This is a genomic window from Sphingomonas sp. (assembly GCF_045810705.1).
Taxonomy (GTDB): Bacteria; Pseudomonadota; Alphaproteobacteria; order Sphingomonadales; family Sphingomonadaceae; genus Sphingomicrobium.
Genome location: NZ_JBJMVI010000002.1, coordinates 1 through 19,672 on the forward strand (window position 1 = coordinate 1; position 19,672 = coordinate 19,672).

General features: G+C 65.3%; 18 protein-coding genes and 1 pseudogene. 8 read left to right on the forward strand and 11 right to left on the reverse strand.

Features of this window, described 5'->3' with window-relative positions; genetic code table 11:
- Together ACJ8FR_RS00040 and ACJ8FR_RS00045 are read right to left on the reverse strand one after the other, a co-directional pair.
- Positions 1–796, reverse strand: a pseudogene (locus ACJ8FR_RS00040) (Fe-S cluster assembly protein SufB); the annotation flags it as partial.
- Complete coding sequence (locus tag ACJ8FR_RS00045; protein WP_407826553.1) at positions 793–1,194, reverse strand: SUF system Fe-S cluster assembly regulator; 402 nt, start codon at positions 1,192–1,194, stop codon at positions 793–795. The gene ACJ8FR_RS00045 and the pseudogene ACJ8FR_RS00040, both read right to left, overlap by 4 nt.
- A 51-nt stretch (positions 1,195–1,245) precedes the next feature.
- On the opposite strand from ACJ8FR_RS00045, the gene ACJ8FR_RS00050 reads away from it, so the two are divergent.
- The 3 genes from ACJ8FR_RS00050 to ACJ8FR_RS00060 are packed head-to-tail and all read left to right on the forward strand — an operon-like array spanning position 1,246 to position 5,793.
- Positions 1,246–2,304: a quinone-dependent dihydroorotate dehydrogenase gene (locus tag ACJ8FR_RS00050; protein ID WP_407826554.1), complete on the forward strand. Its 1,059-nt coding sequence runs from the start codon at positions 1,246–1,248 to the stop codon at positions 2,302–2,304.
- A gap of 9 nt (positions 2,305–2,313) precedes the next feature.
- Positions 2,314–4,029 carry a gamma-glutamyltransferase gene (gene ggt, locus ACJ8FR_RS00055; RefSeq protein WP_407826555.1) on the forward strand — a complete coding sequence of 572 codons (1,716 nt, stop codon included), beginning with the start codon at positions 2,314–2,316 and terminating at the stop codon, positions 4,027–4,029.
- A gap of 18 nt (positions 4,030–4,047) precedes the next feature.
- A complete protein-coding gene (locus ACJ8FR_RS00060; RefSeq protein ID WP_407826556.1) occupies positions 4,048–5,793 on the forward strand; it encodes an AMP-dependent synthetase/ligase in 1,746 nt (581 codons plus the stop codon).
- A gap of 5 nt (positions 5,794–5,798) precedes the next feature.
- On the opposite strand, the gene ACJ8FR_RS00065 is transcribed toward ACJ8FR_RS00060, so the two are convergent.
- Genes ACJ8FR_RS00065 through ACJ8FR_RS00080 form a run of 4 tightly spaced genes read right to left on the reverse strand, consistent with a single transcriptional unit; the run spans position 5,799 to position 8,469 of the window.
- Positions 5,799–6,209 carry a hypothetical protein gene (locus tag ACJ8FR_RS00065; protein WP_407826557.1) on the reverse strand — a complete coding sequence of 137 codons (411 nt, stop codon included), beginning with the start codon at positions 6,207–6,209 and terminating at the stop codon, positions 5,799–5,801.
- Between the two features lie 58 nt (positions 6,210–6,267).
- On the reverse strand, positions 6,268–6,990 hold the full coding sequence (gene gloB / locus ACJ8FR_RS00070; RefSeq protein ID WP_407826558.1) for a hydroxyacylglutathione hydrolase: 723 nt from the start codon (positions 6,988–6,990) through the stop codon (positions 6,268–6,270).
- A 10-nt stretch (positions 6,991–7,000) separates the two neighbouring features.
- The gene (locus ACJ8FR_RS00075) at positions 7,001–8,059 is read right to left on the reverse strand and encodes an NAD(P)H-dependent flavin oxidoreductase (RefSeq protein ID WP_407826559.1); all 1,059 of its coding nucleotides are present in this window, start codon (positions 8,057–8,059) and stop codon (positions 7,001–7,003) included.
- Positions 8,053–8,469 (reverse strand): VOC family protein, encoded by a 417-nt coding sequence (locus tag ACJ8FR_RS00080; RefSeq protein ID WP_407826560.1) that lies wholly within the window; start codon positions 8,467–8,469, stop codon positions 8,053–8,055. The genes ACJ8FR_RS00075 and ACJ8FR_RS00080 overlap by 7 nt, the downstream gene beginning before the upstream one ends.
- Before the next feature lie 121 nt (positions 8,470–8,590).
- On the opposite strand from ACJ8FR_RS00080, the gene ACJ8FR_RS00085 reads away from it, so the two are divergent.
- Positions 8,591–9,337, forward strand: coding sequence for an SIMPL domain-containing protein (locus ACJ8FR_RS00085; protein WP_407826561.1), 747 nt, complete (start codon positions 8,591–8,593; stop codon positions 9,335–9,337).
- On the opposite strand, the gene ACJ8FR_RS00090 is transcribed toward ACJ8FR_RS00085, so the two are convergent.
- Positions 9,322–10,017, reverse strand: a complete 696-nt coding sequence (locus ACJ8FR_RS00090; protein ID WP_407826562.1) for a tetratricopeptide repeat protein — start codon at positions 10,015–10,017, stop codon at positions 9,322–9,324. The two genes, ACJ8FR_RS00085 and ACJ8FR_RS00090, sit on opposite strands and share 16 nt — an antisense overlap.
- A complete protein-coding gene (locus ACJ8FR_RS00095; RefSeq protein WP_407826563.1) occupies positions 10,014–10,724 on the reverse strand; it encodes an alpha/beta fold hydrolase in 711 nt (236 codons plus the stop codon). Before ACJ8FR_RS00095 ends, ACJ8FR_RS00090 begins: the two co-directional genes overlap by 4 nt.
- Positions 10,725–10,757: 33 nt before the next feature.
- On the opposite strand from ACJ8FR_RS00095, the gene ACJ8FR_RS00100 reads away from it, so the two are divergent.
- Positions 10,758–11,723, forward strand: a complete 966-nt coding sequence (locus ACJ8FR_RS00100) for an aldo/keto reductase family protein (RefSeq protein WP_407826564.1) — start codon at positions 10,758–10,760, stop codon at positions 11,721–11,723.
- Here the strand turns inward: ACJ8FR_RS00100 and ACJ8FR_RS00105 are convergent.
- The 3 genes from ACJ8FR_RS00105 to ACJ8FR_RS00115 form a co-directional block, all read right to left on the reverse strand.
- Complete coding sequence (locus tag ACJ8FR_RS00105; protein ID WP_407826565.1) at positions 11,720–11,935, reverse strand: helix-turn-helix transcriptional regulator; 216 nt, start codon at positions 11,933–11,935, stop codon at positions 11,720–11,722. The genes ACJ8FR_RS00100 and ACJ8FR_RS00105 overlap by 4 nt on opposite strands.
- Positions 11,936–11,938: 3 nt before the next feature.
- Positions 11,939–12,364, reverse strand: coding sequence for a hypothetical protein (locus ACJ8FR_RS00110; protein ID WP_407826566.1), 426 nt, complete (start codon positions 12,362–12,364; stop codon positions 11,939–11,941).
- Between the two features lie 106 nt (positions 12,365–12,470).
- A complete protein-coding gene (locus ACJ8FR_RS00115) occupies positions 12,471–13,388 on the reverse strand; it encodes a M48 family metalloprotease (RefSeq protein ID WP_407826567.1) in 918 nt (305 codons plus the stop codon).
- A 307-nt stretch (positions 13,389–13,695) separates the two neighbouring features.
- Here ACJ8FR_RS00115 and thrS point away from each other — a divergent pair, with 307 nt between their 5' ends.
- From thrS to ACJ8FR_RS00130, 3 genes are all read left to right on the forward strand, one after another.
- Entirely contained in the window at positions 13,696–15,693 is a 1,998-nt protein-coding gene (thrS, locus tag ACJ8FR_RS00120) for a threonine--tRNA ligase (protein ID WP_407826568.1), read from the forward strand.
- A gap of 173 nt (positions 15,694–15,866) precedes the next feature.
- A complete protein-coding gene (gene infC, locus ACJ8FR_RS00125) occupies positions 15,867–16,370 on the forward strand; it encodes a translation initiation factor IF-3 (RefSeq protein WP_407826569.1) in 504 nt (167 codons plus the stop codon).
- A 189-nt stretch (positions 16,371–16,559) separates the two neighbouring features.
- Positions 16,560–19,643 (forward strand): TonB-dependent receptor, encoded by a 3,084-nt coding sequence (locus ACJ8FR_RS00130; protein WP_407826570.1) that lies wholly within the window; start codon positions 16,560–16,562, stop codon positions 19,641–19,643.
- The last annotated feature ends 29 nt before the right edge of the window (positions 19,644–19,672 follow it).

The following is a 19,672-nucleotide window of genomic DNA, read 5'->3' on the forward strand; positions in this document are numbered from 1 at the left end:
CGAAGATCTCGACCACCGCCGCGTGCAGCTGGTTCTCGTCGCGCATCGGCGCGGTGCAGCCTTCGAGGTAGGAGACGTAGCTGCCTTTGTCGGCGACGATCAGGGTGCGCTCGAACTGGCCGGTGTTCTCGGCATTGATGCGGAAATAGGTCGACAGCTCCATCGGGCAGCGGACGCCCTCGGGCACGTAGACGAAGGTGCCGTCGGAGAAGACCGCGCTGTTGAGGCAGGCGAAGTAATTGTCGCGCTGCGGAACGACGCTGCCGAGATATTTGCGGACCAGCTCGGGATGCTCGCGGATCGCCTCGGAGATGGAGAGGAAGATGACTCCGGCCTTCTTCAACTCCTCGCGGAACGTGGTCGCGACGCTGACGCTGTCGAACACCGCGTCGACCGCGACCTTGCGTGCGCCTTCGACGCCGGCGAGCACCTTCTGCTCCTCGATCGGGATGCCGAGCTTTTCGTAAACGCGCAGGATTTCGGGATCGACCTCGTCGAGTGATCCCAGCTTCGGCTTGGCCTTGGGCGCGGCGTAATAATAAGAATTCTGGTAATCGATCGCCGGGATGTCGAGCTTGGCCCAGCCGACCTCCTCCAAGTCGAGCCAGGCGCGGTAGGCCTTGAGCCGCCAGTCGAGCATCCAGGCTGGTTCGCCCTTCTTGGCCGAGATGAAGCGGACCGTGTCTTCGGACAGGCCCTTGGGCGCGAACTCCTGCTCGATATCCGAGCTGAAGCCCCATTCGTAATCCTGGGCGATCTTGTCTCGCAATTCGCTGTTCTTGACGGCTTCGTTCATTGCGCGAGCTCCGTCAGGCTGACCGCGCCGAGGGCTCCGCGCACGGCGTTGCCGACCACGCCCATGTGCGGCTTGACCCGGCAATGGGCGTCGAGAATGCATTCGTGGTTGGCCGAGTCCGAGCACATGGTGAGGGCGATCGGTCCTTCGACCGCTTCGACGATGTCGGCTAGGCTGATGTCCTGCGCCGCGCGGGCCAAGGCGAAGCCGCCGGACGCACCGCGCGCGCTGGACAGGAGGCCGCAGCCGGCGAGCTGGCCCATCAGCTTTTGCGCGGTCGGCAGCGGCACGCCGGTCTCGCCCGACAGCTCGGTCGCGCTGAGGCGCGCGCCCGCGGGCCGGCGGGCGGCGGCGGTCATCAATACGACCGCGTAATCGGCAAGGTGGCTCAGGCGCATGTCAATTCGGAGCTTTCCAGTCCGATTTAGTGCACAGAGCCGGATTTGACAATGAATCCGTTGCACGCCGAAACGGCTGGCGTGCGCCTCTACCCGCTCATTCGTCCGCTGGCGTTCGCGCTCGATGCAGAGACGGCGCACCGCGCAACGGTCGCCGCTCTCCGCCTGATGCCTGTCCGGCGGCCGCCGGATTTCCCGGCAAACCTGAAGACTCGCGTCGCCGGGATCGATTTTGACACGCCGGTTGGCCTTGCCGCGGGATTCGACAAGAATGCCGAGGTGCCTGCGCAGATGTTGTCGCTGGGCTTCGGCTTCGTCGAGGTCGGAACGCTGACTCCACAGCCCCAGTCCGGCAACCCAAGGCCGCGGCTGTTCCGGCTGAAGGAAGACCGCGCTGTCATCAACCGCCTCGGCTTCAACAATGCCGGCCAGCTCGTCGCCTTCGAGCGGCTCACGGAATGCTCTCGGGTGCACCGGGTGATCGGGGTCAATGTCGGGGCCAACAAGGACAGCCGCGACTGGGTTGGAGACTATGTTCGCGGCGTGCAGGCGATGGCGCCCGTCGCCCGCTATCTGACGATCAACATCAGCTCGCCCAACACGCCGGGGCTGCGGGGGCTGCAGGACGCGGGCGCTCTCGAAGAGCTGCTCGCCGCTGTCCAGCAGGCGGGCGTGGGCAAGCCGATCTTTTTGAAGGTGGCGCCCGACCTCGCCGAGCACGACCCCGAGCGGATCGTGCGCGCCGCGATCGACCATGGCGTGGATGCGATCATCGTATCCAACACGACGGTGTCGCGGCCGCCGCTCAAATCGCGCTTCGCAAGCGAGACGGGCGGCCTGTCGGGAGCGCCGCTGAAGCCGCTGGCGCTCGACGCCTTGCGGCGGTTTCGGCGTGCGAGCGGGGGAGAAATCCCGCTGATCGGCGTCGGCGGAATCGCATCGGCCGACGACGCGTGGGAGCGCATCCGCGCCGGGGCAAGCCTCGTCCAGCTTTATTCGGCGATGGTCTATGAAGGGTCTGGAATCGCGCGGCGGATCGCGCTCGGCCTCGCCGACCGGCTGAAGCGCGACGGCTTTGCCAACATTGCCGACGCGGTAGGGAGCGAGTAGCGGAGCGCGATGCGCCGTCCTTCCCTGATCCTCGGCGCCGGATTGCTCGCTGCAGCCGGCCCCGCCGCAATCGCCAAAAGCCCCGCCGCACCTGTCCAAGCGTCCGCTCGCGTGCCGGGCATGGTCAGCGCGGCCGACCCCCGCGCGGCGGATGCCGGCGCCGAAATGCTCCGCAAGGGCGGAAGCGCGCTCGACGCCGCCTTCGCGACCCTGCTGGCGCTCAATGTCGTCGAGCCGGAAAGTCAGGGCATCGGAGGCGGCAGCTATCTGGTCTATTCCGCTCGGGGCGGCACGCCAGTCACGTTCGACGGACGCGAGACGGCGCCGCGCGCAGCGACCGGCACCTGGTTCTACAAGGACGGCCAGCCGATGGCGCACGAGGATGCGGTCCCCGGCGGCAGGAGCGTCGGCATTCCCGGGAACCTGCGGCTGATGGCGCTGGCGCACGGGCGCTACGGCAAGCTGCCCTGGGCTACGCTGTTCCAGCCGGCGATCCGGCTCGCGCGCGAAGGGTTCAAGATCACGCCGCGGCTCTACGGCTCGCTCGGCGGCAGCCGCCGCACCGGCGCCATGTCGGCCGAAGCGCGCGCGATCTTCTATCAGCCCGACGGCAACCCGAAGCCACCCGGGACACTGGTCAAGAACCCGGCCTTCGCGGCTTTCCTCGAAGGGATTGCAAAGCGCGGCGCCGAGAGCTTCTACGCCGCCCCGAACGCGCAGAACATCGTCGCCACGGTCAACCGGTCGCCGGTCAATCCGTCGCGAATGACCCTCGCCGACATCGCGTCGTACAAGGTCGTTCAGCGCGCTCCGGTCTGCGGCACCTATCGTGGCTATCGCATCTGCGGGATGGGTCCGTCGTCGTCGGGCGGCACCACGGTGTTCGAGACCTTGAAGCAGCTGGAGCGGTTCAACCTCTCCAAGCTCGGGCCGAACTCGCCGGTCGCCTGGCACCTGATCGCCGAGTCGATGCGCCTCGCCTACGCCGATCGCGAGCAATATATCGGCGATCCTCGCTACGTGTCGGTGCCGACCGCCGGGCTGATGGATGCCGCCTATCTGGCGAAACGCTCCGCCTTGATCTCGCCGGATCGGACCATGCCAAGCGTCGTCGCCGGCAATCCTGCCGGTGCTCCCAAAGTGACATGCACGGCGGCGCCGGTGCGGGAGCACGGCACGTCGCATTTCGTCGCGGTCGATTCCGCCGGCAATGTGGCCTCCGAGACTTCGACCATCGAGGACATCTTCGGCTCGGGCCTGATGGTCAGCGGCTATTATCTCAACAACGAACTGACCGACTTCAACATCGTGCCCGACAAGAACGGCTGCCCCACCGCCAATCGCGTCGCGGGCGGGAAGCGGCCGCGCAGCTCGATGAGCCCGACGATCGTCTGGAGTCCCAACGGTCATATCCGGCTGGCTGTCGGTGCGGCGGGCGGTCCGACGATCCCGGCGCAGGTCTTGAAGGCGATCATCGGCGTCATCGACTGGCACTTGAGCGCGCAGCAGGCGATCGCGCTTCCGGTGCTCTTCGCGCCCGGCGTCGACACCGTGTACGTCGAGCGCGGGACTTATCTCGAGACGATGATCCCGCAGCTCCAGGCACTTGGCCAGCAGGTCAAGCCGATGCCCGCGGGCTTCAAGGCCAACGCCGTCGAGTGGGTCAACGGCCGCTGGGCCGGCGGCGCCGATCCGCGCAGCGAGGGCGCGGCGGTCTCGCAGTAAAGGCTCGACGGAGAAAACTTGGCGCGGCAACTCGAACGATTCGACAATCTCGTCTCGCTGTTCCTGACGCGGGCGGCGGAGAAGGGCGACAAGCCGTTCCTGTGGGCCAAGCGCGATGGGACATGGCAGGCGATCAGCTGGGCCGAAGCGGCGCGCCAGGTGGCTGCGCTTAGCGCATCACTCAAGCGCATCGGGCTCGAGCCGGGCGACCGCGTGGCGCTGGTCAGCGAGAACCGGCCCGAGTGGCTGATCTCCGATCTGGCGATCATGGCCGCGGGCTGCGTCACGGTCCCGACCTACACGACCAACACCACCCGCGATCATTCGCATGTACTCGGCAATTCGGGCGCGCGGGCGGTGATCGTGTCGAACCAGAAGCTCGCCAAGAATCTGATCCCGGCGGTGATCACCTCGACCGAATGCCACCACGTGATCGGAATGGAGGCGATCCGCGCCGGCCAGGTACCGGACTGGATCAATTGCCACCATTGGGCGAAGCTGGCATCGGGCGATGGCGACGTCGCGGAACTGACGGAAAAGGCGTCGCGGATCGCCCGGGGCGACCTCGCCTGCATCATCTACACCAGCGGCACGGGCGGCGCCCCCCGCGGAGTCCAGCAGCATCACGGCGCGCTGCTTCACAATCTGGAGGGCGCGACCGACATCATCTCGACCGATTTCGGCTGGGACGACGAGGTGTTCCTGTCGTTCCTGCCCGCCAGCCACGCCTATGAGCACATGGGCGGGCAGATGTTCCCCATCGCGCTCGGCGCGCAAATCTACTTTGCCGAGAGCCTCGAGAAGCTGGCCGCCAATATCGAAGAGGTGCAGCCGACGATCATGGTGGTCGTGCCGCGGCTGTTCGAGCTGCTCCGGTCGCGGATCATGAAGTCGGTCGAGGCCCAGGGCGGGCTTTCCAAATATCTCCTGAGCCGAGCGCTCAAGATCGGCAGCGACCGCTCCAACGGCAAGCTGAAGCCATGGGACCTGCCGATGAACGGCCTGTTGTCGCTGACGCTGCGCCGGAAGATCCGCGCACGCTTCGGAGGCCGGCAAAAGGCCTGGGTCTCAGGCGGCGCCCCGCTCAACCCCGAAGTCGGCGTCTTCTTCCAGTCGCTCGGGATCACCTTCCTGCAGGGCTACGGCCAGACCGAGGCCGCCCCGCTGATCAGCTGCAACCGGCCGAGCGTGGGCATCCGGCTCGAGACGGTCGGTCCGCCGGTCAGGAATTGCGAAGTGCGGATCGCCGAGGACGGCGAGATCATGGTCCGCGGCGAGAACGTCATGCGCGGCTATTGGCGCAACCCTGAGGAGACCGCTCGCGTACTGCGCGATGGCTGGCTCGCGACCGGCGACGTCGGCCATTTCGACGACAAGGGGCGGATCGTCATCACCGACCGCAAGAAGGACATCCTGGTCAACGACAAGGGCGACAATGTCTCCCCGCAGCGGATCGAAGGCATGTTGACGCTGCAGAGCGAGATCGCCCAGGCGATGATCTATGGCGACCGGCGCCCCCACCTGGTGGCGCTGCTGGTACCGGATCCAGAGATCGCCGGCGCGTCCGACCTTCACCAGCGGCTGCAAGTCGCCGTCGACCGGGTCAACGCGGACCTTTCGGTGATCGAGAGAATTCGCCGCTTCATCCTCGCCGATGGCCCGTTCACGATCGAGAACGAGCAGTTGACGCCGTCGATGAAGATTCGGCGCCACGTCATAACCGGCGTCTATGCTGCGCGCCTCGACGCGCTCTACAAGCGCTAGGCGCCCTAAGCTCTGGGCCTCGTGTAAGGGGTAAACTCGCCGAACGAGCAACTGCCGACGGTGATGCCGTTGGCCGTATCCACCACGCGGGCGATCTCGCCGCTGCACAGGTCGGACGTCCCGAACTGATGGGTCACCAGCGCGGTGCTGCCGCTACCAAGGTTGCTGCAGCCACCGTTCATGTGGGCAACGAACGTGCGGCGGCTGCCGTCCCTGAACGCGATTGTATCGTCGTCGATGACCCGCATGTCGCTCGCTTGATAGTGCGGAAGGCAGCTGATCGGCCGCTGAGCGACCTTGCCGGCGAGCAATTGCGCGAGCTCGGTCTGCTTGTCCGGAGAACGCATCGTCGGCTGGGGAGCAGTCGTACAAGAGGCGAGCACGCAGCTCACCAAAAGCAATGGCATTACACGCATTTCGACCTCCTCGAGGTTATCTCTCGCGCGCCCACGCCCTCCCGTAGAGCGACTCGGCTCATGAACGGAAGCTGTCTTTGTCACGTCTCAAGCGCGCAAATTCTTCCACGTTCGGGGCACGAACGAATGGATTGGTCGCAAGCTCCTGGGCGACGGTCGTCGGCAGGGTGATCTTGCCTTCGTCGCGCAGCGCACTCACTGCCGCCAACCGATCGGCGGTCGCGTCGTTGTCAGGCTCGGCGTGAGCCGCGAAGCGAGCGTTCGCCAGAGTATATTCGTGACCGCAATAGATGTGCACGTCTTCGGGAAGCGCGGCGATCCGCCGGAGGTTTCGGTACATCTGTTCGGCCGTGCCTTCGAATAACCGGCCGCAGCCCATCGCGAACATCGTGTCGCCGACGAAGATCATGCCCTCACCTTCGAAATAGTAGGCAATGTGCCCGTTTGTGTGGGCGGGAATCTCCCAGACGACCGCTTCGCGCCCCGCGACGGTTACGCGGTCGCCTTCGCGGACGATATGGTCGACTTTGCTGACCCGCTCGGCTTCGGCCGGAGCGATGATGGGAGCGCCGGTCGCCGTCTGAATCCCCTGGTTGCCGCCCGTATGATCGGGATGCCAGTGGGTGTTGAGGATCTGCGTCAGCCGCCATCCTCTTGCCGCTGTTGCCTCGAGCACCGGATCGGCGACGGAAGGGTCTACGACGGCCGTTTCACCGATTTCCGCGTTGTGGATCAGCCAGACGTAGTTGTCGGTCAGGACTGGGACGGCGACGATTTCCATTGGCGCGCCTCTACGCGCCGCGCGAGAGGATCGCCAGCGCATCGGCGGCGAGCCTGCGGGTCAGTTCCGCTGCCCCGAGTCGCTGTCCAAGGGCCGCCGCCTGGCCCGCCCACATCGGTCCGAAGCCGAACTCGCCATGCCTCTCCGCGGCGGCGCGGATGGGTGCGAGCGCCGCGCTGGCGAGCGGATAGGTCGGCGCTTCGGACTTGACCGGGCCGAGCTCGTCGATCAACCGGCCGGGAATCCCGCGCGCGAGCCCGCCGGTCATGAGGTTGGTGAACAGGGTCCGCGCTTCCTTCAGCCGAGCTCGATGCGCATCGCTGATCGGAGTCTCGGGCGCGTGGAGGTAGGCTGTACCGAGCTGGACCGCGCTCGCTCCCAACGTAAACGCGGCGGCGATTGCGCGACCGTCGCCAATTCCGCCCGCCGCGATCACCGGCACTGAGACCGCGTCGGAGATCTGCGGCAGCAGCGCAAACAATCCCATCGCCTCGGCGGGATCGGAGCCGAGGAAATGGCCAGTGTGCCCGCCGGCCTCGAAGCCTTGCGCGACGATCGCGCCGACGCCTCGGCTGTCCAACCAGCGGGCCTCGGCAATCGTGGTCGCATTGCCGATCACAATCGCGCCGGTCCTGGTCACGCGATCGAGCAGGTCGGACGCGGGGAGGCCGAAGTGAAAGCTGACGACTTCGGGACGAACGTCCTCGACTACGGCGCACATCTCGGCATCGAACGGAAGGCGCAGCGTTCCGCCGTTATCCGCCTCGACGCCGAATTCGTCATAATAAGGTTGGAGGAGCGCGCGCCAGGCGGAGTCGTCGGGGTCCGCCGGCATCGTGTGGCAGAAGAAGTTGAGGTTAAGCGGACCGTTCGCGCGCGCTCGCACTTCCGACACTTGCGTGCGCACCTGGTCCGCCGAAAGCATGCCGCACGGCAGCGAGCCGAGGGCGCCACCCGCCATTGCCGCGACGCCCAGGTCGACTCCGCTCGCTCCCGCCATGGGCGCCTGGATGATCGGATACTCGCACCCGACCAGATCGAGAAACCGCTGGTCCGGCCAGTCTACCATTCGCCGGTGTTGGGCATCGACACCCAAGGCTCTGCGGGTGCCAGGGCCGCGCCTTTCTGAAGCAGTTCGATCGAGATGGCGTCGGGCGTGCGGATGAACGCCATGCGGCCGTCGCGCGGGGGCCGGTTGATCGTCACTCCATTGTCCATCAGGCGCCGGCACGTCTCGTAGATATCGTCGACCTGATAGGCGAGATGGCCGAAGTTGCGCCCGCCGCCGTAGCCGCTCTCGTCCCAGTTGTATGTCAGCTCGACTTCCCCGCCCTCGTCGCCGGGAACACCGAGGAAGATCAAAGTGAAACGGCCCGCGTCATTGTCCATCCGCCGCCGCTCCTCGAGCCCGAGCTGTTGAAAGAATGCAACAGTGGCGGCGGGATCGGACACGCGGATCATCGAATGCAGGAATTTCATTTCGAAGCGCTTCCTCTGGGCTCAGTTCATCGCTATAAAGGCACGGTTCGTCGCAGCCCAAGCCGGCGATCGTGACCGGTGGCTGCTCGTATATGCGGACGAACGCACGGGTTTTCATCCCATGATCGAGAAGCTGCAGGGCAGCCGCGCCGCCCTTTTGGGCGCGGTCGCGATTTTTGCGTTTGGGCTCACCACCAGCGGCTATGCGCTCGGCGATGGCCTCAGGCGCTCGAAGATGGCCGAGCACAGGACCGTGACCGTTCGCGGGGTATCGGAGCGCGACGTCACCGCCGACCTTGCGACCTGGACCATCAATTTCTCGCACCAGGGCGGGGATTTCGGATCGGTCCAGCAGTCGGTCGACGAGCAGGCACGCGCCGTGCGCGGGTTTTTCCAGCGCGCCGGATTCAACGCCGACAATGTGACGGATACCGACGTCTCGCTGAGCCGCGAGCAGCCGCGCGACAAGGACGGCACGGCCGTGGGCCCTCAGCGACTGACTGTCACACGCTCGATCCAGTTGCGCACGACCGACGTGATGCGCGCGCGCTCCGCCTATGCCCGCCAGGCCGAGCTCCTGCGCGATGGTGTCGAGCTATCGGGAACAAACGTCAGCTACACGTTCACCGGGCTCAACGCGCTCAAGCCCGCGATGATCGGCGAGGCGAACCGTAACGCGCGCAGCAGCGCCGAGCAGTTCGCGCACGACAGCGGCTCCTCGGTCGGCGGGATCAAGACCGCCAGCCAGGGCTATTTCTCGGTCGGCCCGCGCGACGGCGAGGAATGCGACGACTGCAGCGCTTCGGGTGGAAGCTCGCCGTTCCAAAAGGTCCGCGTCGTGACGACGATCGACTACGACCTCGGCTGAGGCTTCGGCGGCGGCGCCGCGGCTTGCACCGAAGGTGTGACTCCGAGCATCTCGACGGCCTTGGCGGCAGCCTTGCCGACCGGGCCGTGGGGATCGCTTCCCGCGGCACGCATCCAATAGCTTCGAGCCGCATCGTCGTTCCCATTGAAGTCCGCCACATGCCCGGCCTCGAACAGGATGGTCGCATCGGACGGGGCGAGCGTCAGCGCCTTGCCGATCGCGGCCGTGGCGGCTGCGCCATCTCCTTCACGGATCGAAAGGGCAGCCGAAAAATACCAATAGAACGGGTCATCGGAGATCGTCGCGGCGGCCTCGTTGGCCCTGGCCCGCGCGGTCTTGAGGTCGCCTTGGGCCTCGGCAGCCCGGCCACGGTCGAGCAGCGCCTCGCCGCGTTGCTCGGCTTCGAGGCCAGGAAGCGCCAGCGCACGGTCGAGATCGAGGGCCGCTTTGCCCGGCTGGTTGGCGGCGATCCACAGGTTGCCGGCGGCGGCGTACATCCGCGCTGTCTTGGGATCCTTGTCGCTCGACGCTTTGGCGGCCTCCTCGAATGCCTGGGCGGCAGATTGGTTGTCGCCGGCCGTCTGGGCGACGAGCGCGCGGCAGACGAGCGCTTCGGGCGTCACGACATTCGGGCAGGGCGCCGCAGCGGCGGCGACGGCGGCGGCAAGGGCAAGGATCAAGGTGCGGGCTCCAATGGCTGCTCAATCAGGGTGGCGACGGCGTGCAGGATCGCGTCGATCTCGCGCGGCTCCGACAACCGGTGACCGCCGCCCTTGAGGACATTCAGCTGGACATCGGCTGAACGCGGCGCCCGCATGGCTCTGAAGGCAATGTCGAGCGGGACCTCTTCGTCGCGTTCGCCGTGAAGCAGCCGGACGGGGCAATCGATCTCGATCGGCTTGTCGAGGAGGAGAAGCCCCTGGCCCGACTCCCAAAAGCCGCGCGCGAGTCCCTGGCGTTCGGCGGTGTCGGCGTCGGCAAAGCCCCAGTCGGTGAAATCCGGCGCGGCGGCGATTCCGACCAATGCGCGAATGCGCTCAGGCCGCAGCAAAGCGAGGTGCAACGCGATCCATCCGCCCATCGACGAGCCGACAAGAACGAGCGGCCCTTTTGTGAGGCGGTCGACGGCGGCCAGCGCCTCCTCGAGCCACAAGGCGAGCGTCCCGTCCTTGAAGTCACCGTTGCTGGAGCCCGTGCCTGAATAGTCGAGGCGCAGCATCGCCAGGCCGGCGTGCTCAGCGAAGGCGTCGAGCGCAAGCGCCTTCGTGCCCTCCATGTCGGACGCATAGCCGGGGAGGAAAACAAGCGTCGGTTTCTGTCCGGATCGTAACCGATAGGCAATCGAACGCCCCGAGACTTCGATGTATGCGATCGCGCTTTGGCCCATGAGTCGGGCCCTCTAGCCGAGGAGCACACGCGCATGAAATATCGCAAGCTTGGCAGCAGCGACCTCGAAGTCTCCGAAATCTCGCTTGGCTCGTGGCTGACCTATGGCGTCGGCGTCGAGGCGGACAAGGCGCGCGCCTGCCTCGAGGAGGCATTCGCCCAAGGCATCAATTTCATCGATACCGCCAACATCTATGGCCGCGGAGCCGCCGAGACCTTCCTCGGCGACGCGCTTCAGGGCCGCCCACGCGACAACTACGTGCTCGCGACCAAGCTATACTTCCCGATGACCGACACGGATTTCGGGCTGTCGCGGGCGCAGGTGGAAAAGCAGCTCGACGCCTCGCTCAAGCGGTTGCGGACCGATTACGTCGATCTCTACCAGTGCCACCGCTACGATTCGGGCACCCCGCTCGAGGAGACGATGGAAGCGCTGACCCGCGCGGTCGAGAGCGGCAAGGCGCGCTACATCGGCTTTTCCGAATGGCCGGCCGACCGGATCCAGGCTGCGATCGACCTCAGCCGGGAGCGCGGCTTCACGCCATTCGTCTCGAGCCAGCCGCAATATTCGCTGTTGTGGCGCGAACCCGAGGACGAGGTCATCCCGCTCTGCGCCGCGAACGGCATTTCGCAGATCGTCTGGTCGCCGCTCGGCCAGGGGGTGCTCAGCGGCAAATATGATCCCGACCAGCCGCCGCCGAAGGACTCGCGCGCGGCAAGCGCGGAGATGGGCGGGTTCATCGACCGGCTGATCCAGCCGGACGTGCTTCGCGCCGTTCAGCGCCTGAAGCCGATCGCCGAGGAGGCTGGGCTGACGATGCCGCAATTCGCGCTCGCCTGGGTGCTGCGCGAGCCGAACGTCGCCTCGGCCATCATCGGCGCCTCGCGGCCGGAACAAGTGCGCGAGAACGCGGCGGCGTCGGGGGTGATCGTGGACACCCAGCTGTTCCTGCGCGCGGAAGCGATCCTCGACGAAGCACTTGCCGGGGCGCCGGCCTAGATCGCCTTGGAGCTGCGGCTCGAGGGCGAGACGAAAATTTCCTCGATCGGCCGGTCGAACAGCTCGGCGATGCGGAACGCCAGCGGCAGCGACGGGTCGTATTTTCCGGTCTCGATCGCATTGACGCTCTGGCGCGAGACCTCGAGCCGTCCGGCGAGGTCCTGCTGGCTCCAGGCGCGCTCGGCGCGCAGCACGCGCAGGCGATTCTCCATCGTCTAGGAGTCCCGATTCTGGCGAGCAAAGAAGGACACGCAGCCGAACCCTCCCTGCATCACCACCCATAGGAACGGCACCCAATAAGCCTCGACCAGCGGCATCACGCCGAAGGCCTGGAGAAATCCCCAGACGACCGCAGCGCCCATCGTCGCGTTGGTCGCGACCGCGATTCTCCGGAGCGTGAGAGCCTGATGATATTCGTCTCGCTCGTCGGACAAATAACGACCCCAACTGGCGAAAATACCGAGCACCGGAAGCGAGGCGGCGATGGCCATCGCCAGCGACACTGCGTCGCTCACATGCCGATGGGCGCGGAGCCAGACGAGCGGCGGGAGGACGATCGCGTAGGCGAGCAGCAACCACAGGATCCTGCGGATGTGCGCGCGCTGCGCGGGGGTAAGGTCGCTTTGCTTTGCGGCGAACATGCGTCAAGCTCCTTTGTCTGTATGACAAGGGTGCTTTACGAACTCGTGTTCGATATGTCAAGCGAGGTTTACGCGATCAGCATCTTTCGGCAGAGATGGGGTCAGCTTAGTCCCGCCTAGTCATAGGCCGTCCTGCTCCACCAACGCCCAGAGGCGCGGTTTTTTCGGGCGCAGGCCGAGCGCCCCTTGGCAGCGGCGCAATGGGTCCCGTCCAGCAGAAGTTGTACAATGCGTCTTCTTCATTAGGTGTAAGTATTGGACGAGATTCGGTAGGGTCCGATCGTGCGGCCGCGGCCCATCGCTGCGCTCTAGCATCGATTCCAAAGTGGAAATCGCGCTGGTCATAGCCGAAGAATCCACCTTGCTCCTTCGAGATTCGCATTTGCTCGAACATTTCGGATGCGGGCTTGAGCGGCACGCCGGCGTTGCGCATCATTTGCATCGCCTCCAGATCGGCCCGGCGTTCTTCGAGTCCGGAGAACCGCATCTGCAGAGTCGGCCGCTCGTTGCCATCGAGGATCGTCGCCCAAGTTTTCAGGAAGCCGTTTTCGCGGATGATCGCGACTGTCGGGTCCCCGTGTCGAATGTGAGAAAGCTCATGGGCCAGCAACGCCGGCAGGGCGCCAGAGGCGATCTCGCTCATCGCGCCGCGCAACATGAAAATATGCTGGCCGGGAGTTGAAGTCACCGCGAAGCCGCCGTTGCGCAGAGCAACGATGTCGACCTTCTTGCCGAGTTGCGGGTCAAGGCGAAGCAGGAGCGTACGAACGGCCCGTTCGCCGCCCGGATGCGAGCATCGCGCGGGGGCATCCTGCGCGACCACTCCGTCGACGAGCCGCTGCTCTGCCCACGCGGGAACAAGTCCCCCCATCCATTCGGCTGGCATATGCTGGGCGACGGTGACGGATATGACCAGGAGGCCCGCGACTATCTTGAATGCTTCGAGACGACGCAGTGGGTGAAGGATCCGGTAGAGCGGGCGGCGACCGATGTGGGCCAATAGGTCCTGATCCGCGCCGGACATGACTCGCAATTCCCAGTTGCGCCGATCGACCCTGCGGAAGCGGTGCGTCGAGCGATCGTCGCCGATTCGGTACAGCCGCCACCACGGCACGCTCTCGACCCTGCCATTTGCCTCGGCAAGCTCCAGGATCCTCCGATCCGCCTTCAACCGCACGATGCTCGGGCTTTCAGATTCGCCGACAAGGAGGACCGCAAATTCGCTCATGGACCGGACGCGCTCCCCACCTGTGAGGCCGATGCTAACGTTGGATTCGCCTCCGCCGCAACCTGTTGAGAGCATTGCAGCGTCTCGCTACATGGCTCGGCACATGACCAAGATGTTCAAGATCGCGCTTCCCGACGGCTCGGTGAAGGAGATGCCCGAGGGTTCGACGCCGGCCGACGTCGCCGCGGCGATCGGGCCGGGGCTCGCCAAGGCCGCGCTCGCGGCGCGGATCAACGGCGAAGTGCGCGACATCATGCGCCCGTTCGAAGGCGACGCGAGCCTCGCGCTGATCACGTCGCGCGACGAGGCGGACGCGCTCGAGCTGGTGCGGCACGACTATGCGCACATCCTCGCCGAGGCGGTCCAGAACCTCTACCCGGGCACCCAGATCACCTTCGGCCCGGCGACCGACGACGGCTTCTATTATGACTTCGCCCCGACCGCCGAACACGGGCCGTTCACTGAGGAGGAGCTGCCTGCGATCGAAGCCGAGATGCGGCGGATCATCGCCGCCGACGAGCCGCTGATTCGCGAAGTGTGGCAACGCGAAGACGTCCGCGCCTTGTTCGAGAAGCAGGGCGAGCGGTTCAAGGCCGAGTGGGTGATGGAGCTGCCCGAGGGCGAGCCGATCACCATGTATCGCTCCGGCCGGACTAAGGACGCGTGGATCGATCTTTGCCGCGGGCCGCACCTTGCCTCGACCGGAAAGCTCGATCCCAACGCGTTCAAGCTGACCCGCGTGTCGGGCGCTTACTGGCGCGGCGACCCCAAGAACCCGATGTTGAGCCGTATCTACGGCACCGCCTGGCTCAACCGGAAGCAGCTCGACGAATATCTCGTCCGGCTGGAGGAAGCGGCCAAGCGCGACCACCGCAAGATCGGGCAGGAGATGGACCTGTTCCACCTCCAGGCCGAAGCGCACGGAAGCGTCTTCTGGCACCCCAAGGGCTGGACGATCTGGCGCCAGCTCGAGGCATATATGAGCCGCCGGCTCGATGCCGCCGGCTATCAGCAGATCAGGACCCCGCAGCTGATCGATTCCAAGCTGTGGGTCCAATCGGGACACTGGGGCAAGTTTCGCGAGAACATGTTCGTCGTGCCCGACGAGGTGCCGTCGACCGAGGAAGGCAAGCCGGTGATCACCGGCAATGCCGAGCTCCTGGCGTTGAAGCCGATGAATTGCCCGGCGCACATCCAGGTCTTTAAGCAGGGCATCACCAGCTATCGGGAATTGCCGGTCCGCTTTGCCGAATATGGCTGCTGCCACCGCAACGAGCCGCACGGCGCGCTCCACGGGATCATGCGCGTCCGCCAGTTCACGCAGGACGACGGCCACATCTTCTGCACGCGCGACCAGCTGATCGACGAAACGAAGCGCTTCTGCGCGCTCCTCGACCTCGTCTATCGGGACCTTGGCTTTGCCGATTACAAGGTGAAGATGGCGACCCGGCCCGACGAGCGGATCGGCAGCGACGAGGAGTGGGACCGCGCGGAGGCCGACCTCGAGACAGCACTCAAGGAGACTGGGCTCGACTATGAGGTGCTGCCGGGAGAAGGCGCCTTCTACGGGCCCAAGCTCGAATTCCATCTGACCGACGCGATTGGCCGCACCTGGCAGTGCGGCACGCACCAGCTGGACCCGCAGATGCCGCAGCGGCTGGGCGCCTATTACGTCGGCGAGGACGGCGAAAAACACCATCCGCTGATGCTTCACCGCGCGATCCTCGGCACGTTCGAGCGATTTATTGGGATCCTCATCGAGCATTATGCGGGCAAGCTCCCGCTATGGCTGGCGCCGGTCCAGGCAGTGGTCGCGACGATCGTTTCGGACGCCGACGCCTATGCGGAGCAGGTCGCGGCCAAGCTGACGGCGGCCGGGATTCGCGTCGAAACCGATCTCAGGAACGAGAAGATCAACTACAAGGTGCGCGAGCACAGCCTGGCCAAGGTCCCCCTGCTGCTGGTCGTCGGAAAGCGTGAGGCGGAGGAAGGCACGGTCGCGCTGCGCCGCCTGGGCAGCGAGGAGCACCAGAAAATGCTCGGCCTCGACGAAGCGGTGACAATGATCGGTTCCGAGGCTGTCCCGCCTGACTTGCGCTGACGCTGGGTCTGGCGACTCTGAGCCACAGGTCGCGGCAAAAACGACTCACATTTGTTCGCGCGGACTTTCCTTGAGGGCCGCGAGTGCCTAACTCGCTGCTGTCCAACAACGATTATGGAGTCTTCGCTATACCACCGCCCTACCCGCGCCGAGGAATGGCGCCGCCGCAGCCGATGAGCGGCCCCCGCTATAACGAGTTCATCCAGTCCCAGAAGGTCAGGGTGATCGACGAGAACGGCGAAAACCTGGGCGTGATGTTTACGCGCGAAGCCTTCGAGCAGGCGCAGTCCGTCGGGCTCGACCTAGTCGAGATCTCCCCCAACGCTGACCCGCCGGTCGCCAAGTTCCTCGACATCGGCCGCCACAAATATGAGGCGCAGAAGAAGGCCGCGGAACAGCGCAAGAAGCAGAAGACGCAGGAGATCAAAGAGATCAAGATGCGTCCCAACATCGACGACCATGACTATGACACCAAGATGAAGAAGGTGTTCGAGTTCCTCGAGGAAGGCGACAAGGTGAAAGTCACCATGCGCTTCCGCGGCCGCGAGATGGCCCACGGCGAGCTTGGAATGGCGGTGCTTCGCCGGGTCCAGGAGCAGACCGCCGACATGGCCAAGATTGAGGCGCATCCGCGCATGGAAGGCCGCCAGATGCTGATGGTGCTCGCGCCCAAATAGCTGCGGCGGTCCGGCCGGCCCGCTGCGCATGACCCGGCCCTAAATCCGCTACTTACACCCGTGTTGCCAAATTGCTGCAGCCCTGCCGCATTTTGGCGTTACGGCTGTTCGGGCGCTTCCCTTGTGGGCGCGTTCGGGTTTAGCCTCTCCCGCAGCGGGCGCGTCAGTGCCCGAACGGGGAGAGAAAAAATGATCCGCAAGTCAGCTTGGCTGTTGTCGGCAGCGCTTGTCGTAATCCCGAACGCCGCATTCGCGCAGAACAACGACACCGCAGTCCAGCCGACACAGCCGTCGCCGACCGAGCAGGCAGGCGTGACTCCCGCGGCGCAGGTCGCGGCGCAGACTCAGGAAGACCAGATCATCATCACGGCGCAGGGCCGCCGCCAGGTCCTGCAGGACGTTCCGATCGCGGTCACCGCGGTCGGCGGCGAGGAGATGAAGAACTCCGGCGCCACCGACATCCGCCAGCTCAACCAGCTCGCGCCGTCGCTGCTCGTGTCCTCGACCGGCACCGAAGCGAACGGCTCGGCGCGTATCCGCGGCATCGGCACGGTTGGTGACAATCCCGGCCTCGAAAGCTCGGTGGCGGTGTTCATCGACGGGGTCTATCGCTCGCGCTCAGGCATCGGCCTCAACGAGCTCGGCGAGCTCGATCGAGTCGAGGTGCTGCGCGGTCCGCAAGGCACGTTGTTCGGCCGCAACGCGTCGGCGGGCCTTATCAACATCATCTCGAAGAAGCCGCGATTCACCCCCGAGGTTTACGGCGAGGCGACGGTCGGCAATTACAATCTTCGCCGTCTGTCCGGCGGCGTGACGGGGCCGCTAAGCGACACGATCGCGGCGCGGCTCGACGCAGTGTGGGTCAAGCGCGACGGATTCTACAACGACCCGGCGAACCACACGACGGTCAACAACCGCAACCGCTTCTTCACCCGCGGCCAGATCCTGTTCCAGCCCGACGACAAGCTGTCGGTGCGGCTGATCGGCGACTATACGTGGCGCAAGGAGCGCTGCTGCGGCGCCGTCTATGTCGACAACAGCGTCAATTCGAACGTCGGCAACCTCAACGAGATCGCAAATCCGCTCAATCAGCCGGGAGGAGTTCCGGCGCGCACGAACGATGCTGGGAACAACATCGTCAACGTCCTGCGCGACCTCGGCCAGGACCTGACCGCTTTGCATTCAGGCTACAGTCGCACGCTCTCGGTCACTCCAGGCCGCGATTATACCGGCACAACCAAGGACATGGGCGTCTCGGGCGAGGTCAATTATGATCTCGGTGCGGCAACGCTGACGTCAATCACCGCCTATCGGCATTACAACTCGGATCAGAGCGGCGATGTCGACTATAGCACCGTCGACATCCTTTACCGCGCCCCGGGCGGCGCCGGGCGGCGGTTCAACACCTTCACCCAGGAGCTGAGGCTTCAGGGCAACGCCTTCGCCAACCATCTCGATTGGCTGGTCGGCGCCTATTACGCCAACGAGGACCTCAGGGTTACCGACAACCTCAAGTTCGGCAACCAATACGGGCGTTTCGCGAACTGCAGGATCGTTTCGCCGACGAGCCTCGCCGCGCTTTATTCGCCGGGAACGCGCGACTGCATGACGGTCGGCGCCCTGCCGATCACGGCGACGCCGCCCGCGCCCAGTCGACCGGCCCTGTTCGGCCCCTACTCGGTGCCCATTTACATGGCTTTCGATAATCTCGACACGCTCAACGGCCTCGGATCGACGCAGGACGTCTATCACCAGAAGAGCAAGAACTGGGCGCTCTTCACCCACAACATCTTCCATGTGACTCCGCAGATCGATTTGACGGTCGGCGCGCGTTATACGCACGAGAGCAAGGACTTCGACGCCACCTTCGGCAACAACAATACGGTCTGCACCGCCAACCAGGCGCTGCTCCGAAAGTACACCAATCCTAACGATCCAACAAACTTCATCCCCTCCAGTGCCGCCACCAATGGGCTCATCCGAGTTATGTCGGCGATCCTCAACCTGTCGTGCCAGGGCAATTCGACCGCCGAGCTCAACGGCGTGTCGATCCGCGACAGCCGATCGGAGGGCAAGATCACCGGCACCGGCGTGCTGTCGTACAAACCCGCCGAAAACATGCTCCTCTATGCGAGCTACTCGCGCGGCTATAAGGCAGGTGGGTTCAACCTCGACCGCTCGGCGTTGAAGGCGCCGTACCAGACATTCGCGGAACTGGGCGGCGCCCAGGCCCTTGTCCACAACCTTCAGTTCGCGCCGGAGACGGTGAACAATTACGAAATCGGCGGCAAATTCTCGCGCCACGGTTTCCTGTTCAATTTCGCCATCTTCCAGGAGGACTTCAAGAACTTCCAGCTCAACACGTTCGACGGCACGGTGTTTATCGTCCAGAACGTCAACGGTTGCTCGACCAGCCTCAACGGCGCGGACCGCGACCAGAGCTTCTACCCCGGCTCGGCGAACTTCATTCCGCCGGTGATCGCCGCGGGGTCGGCGTTCAATCTCAACCCCGCCGCATCAACGGGCCGCTGTCCGGCAGGCGACGTCGGTTGGGGCGTCCGTTCGCGCGGTATCGAGCTTGAAAGCACGGTCTCCCCGATGGGCGACATGCACATCAACCTCGGACTGACCTATGCCAACACGAAATATCGGGACAATCTGGTCGGCAACGCAAACGGGGATCCGCTCAGCCCGGCGCTGCGGGTGCTGCCCGGCAAGAATATCTCGAACGCGCCGCGGCTCGTCGGGACCGCCTCTTTCGCCTACAATCCGCTCATCGGCACGTCGGGCCTGCGCGGACTGTTCTATGTCGACGGTCGCGTCACGAGCCACTACAACACCGGGTCGGACCTGTTCCCGCAGAAGGACCAGCAATCCTACACGGTCATCAACGGCAGGATCGGGCTTCAGTCAGCCGACAGAAGCATCTCGCTCGAATTCTGGGCGCAGAACCTGTTCAACAAGGATTATGCCCAAGTCGCATTCAACTCGCCGTTCCAGGCGGGCGGCGGAACGACGCCGCCGTACGATCCGGGCTTCACCTTGGCTCCATTCGTTGATCCCCAATACCCGGGCAGCCGCCAGCTCTTCTCGATGTTCCTAGCCGAGCCGCGGACGTTCGGTGTGACGCTGCGAGCGCGGACCGGCTTCGCGCACAAAGCGGCGCCGGCCTATGTCGCGCCACCGCCTCCACCGCCGCCACCGGTGGTCGAGGCACCTCCGCCGCCTCCGCCTCCGCCGCCGCCTCCGCCCGCGGTACCCGAGCGCGGCTGACGGGAAGGATCCAAAGGGGAGGGCCTCAC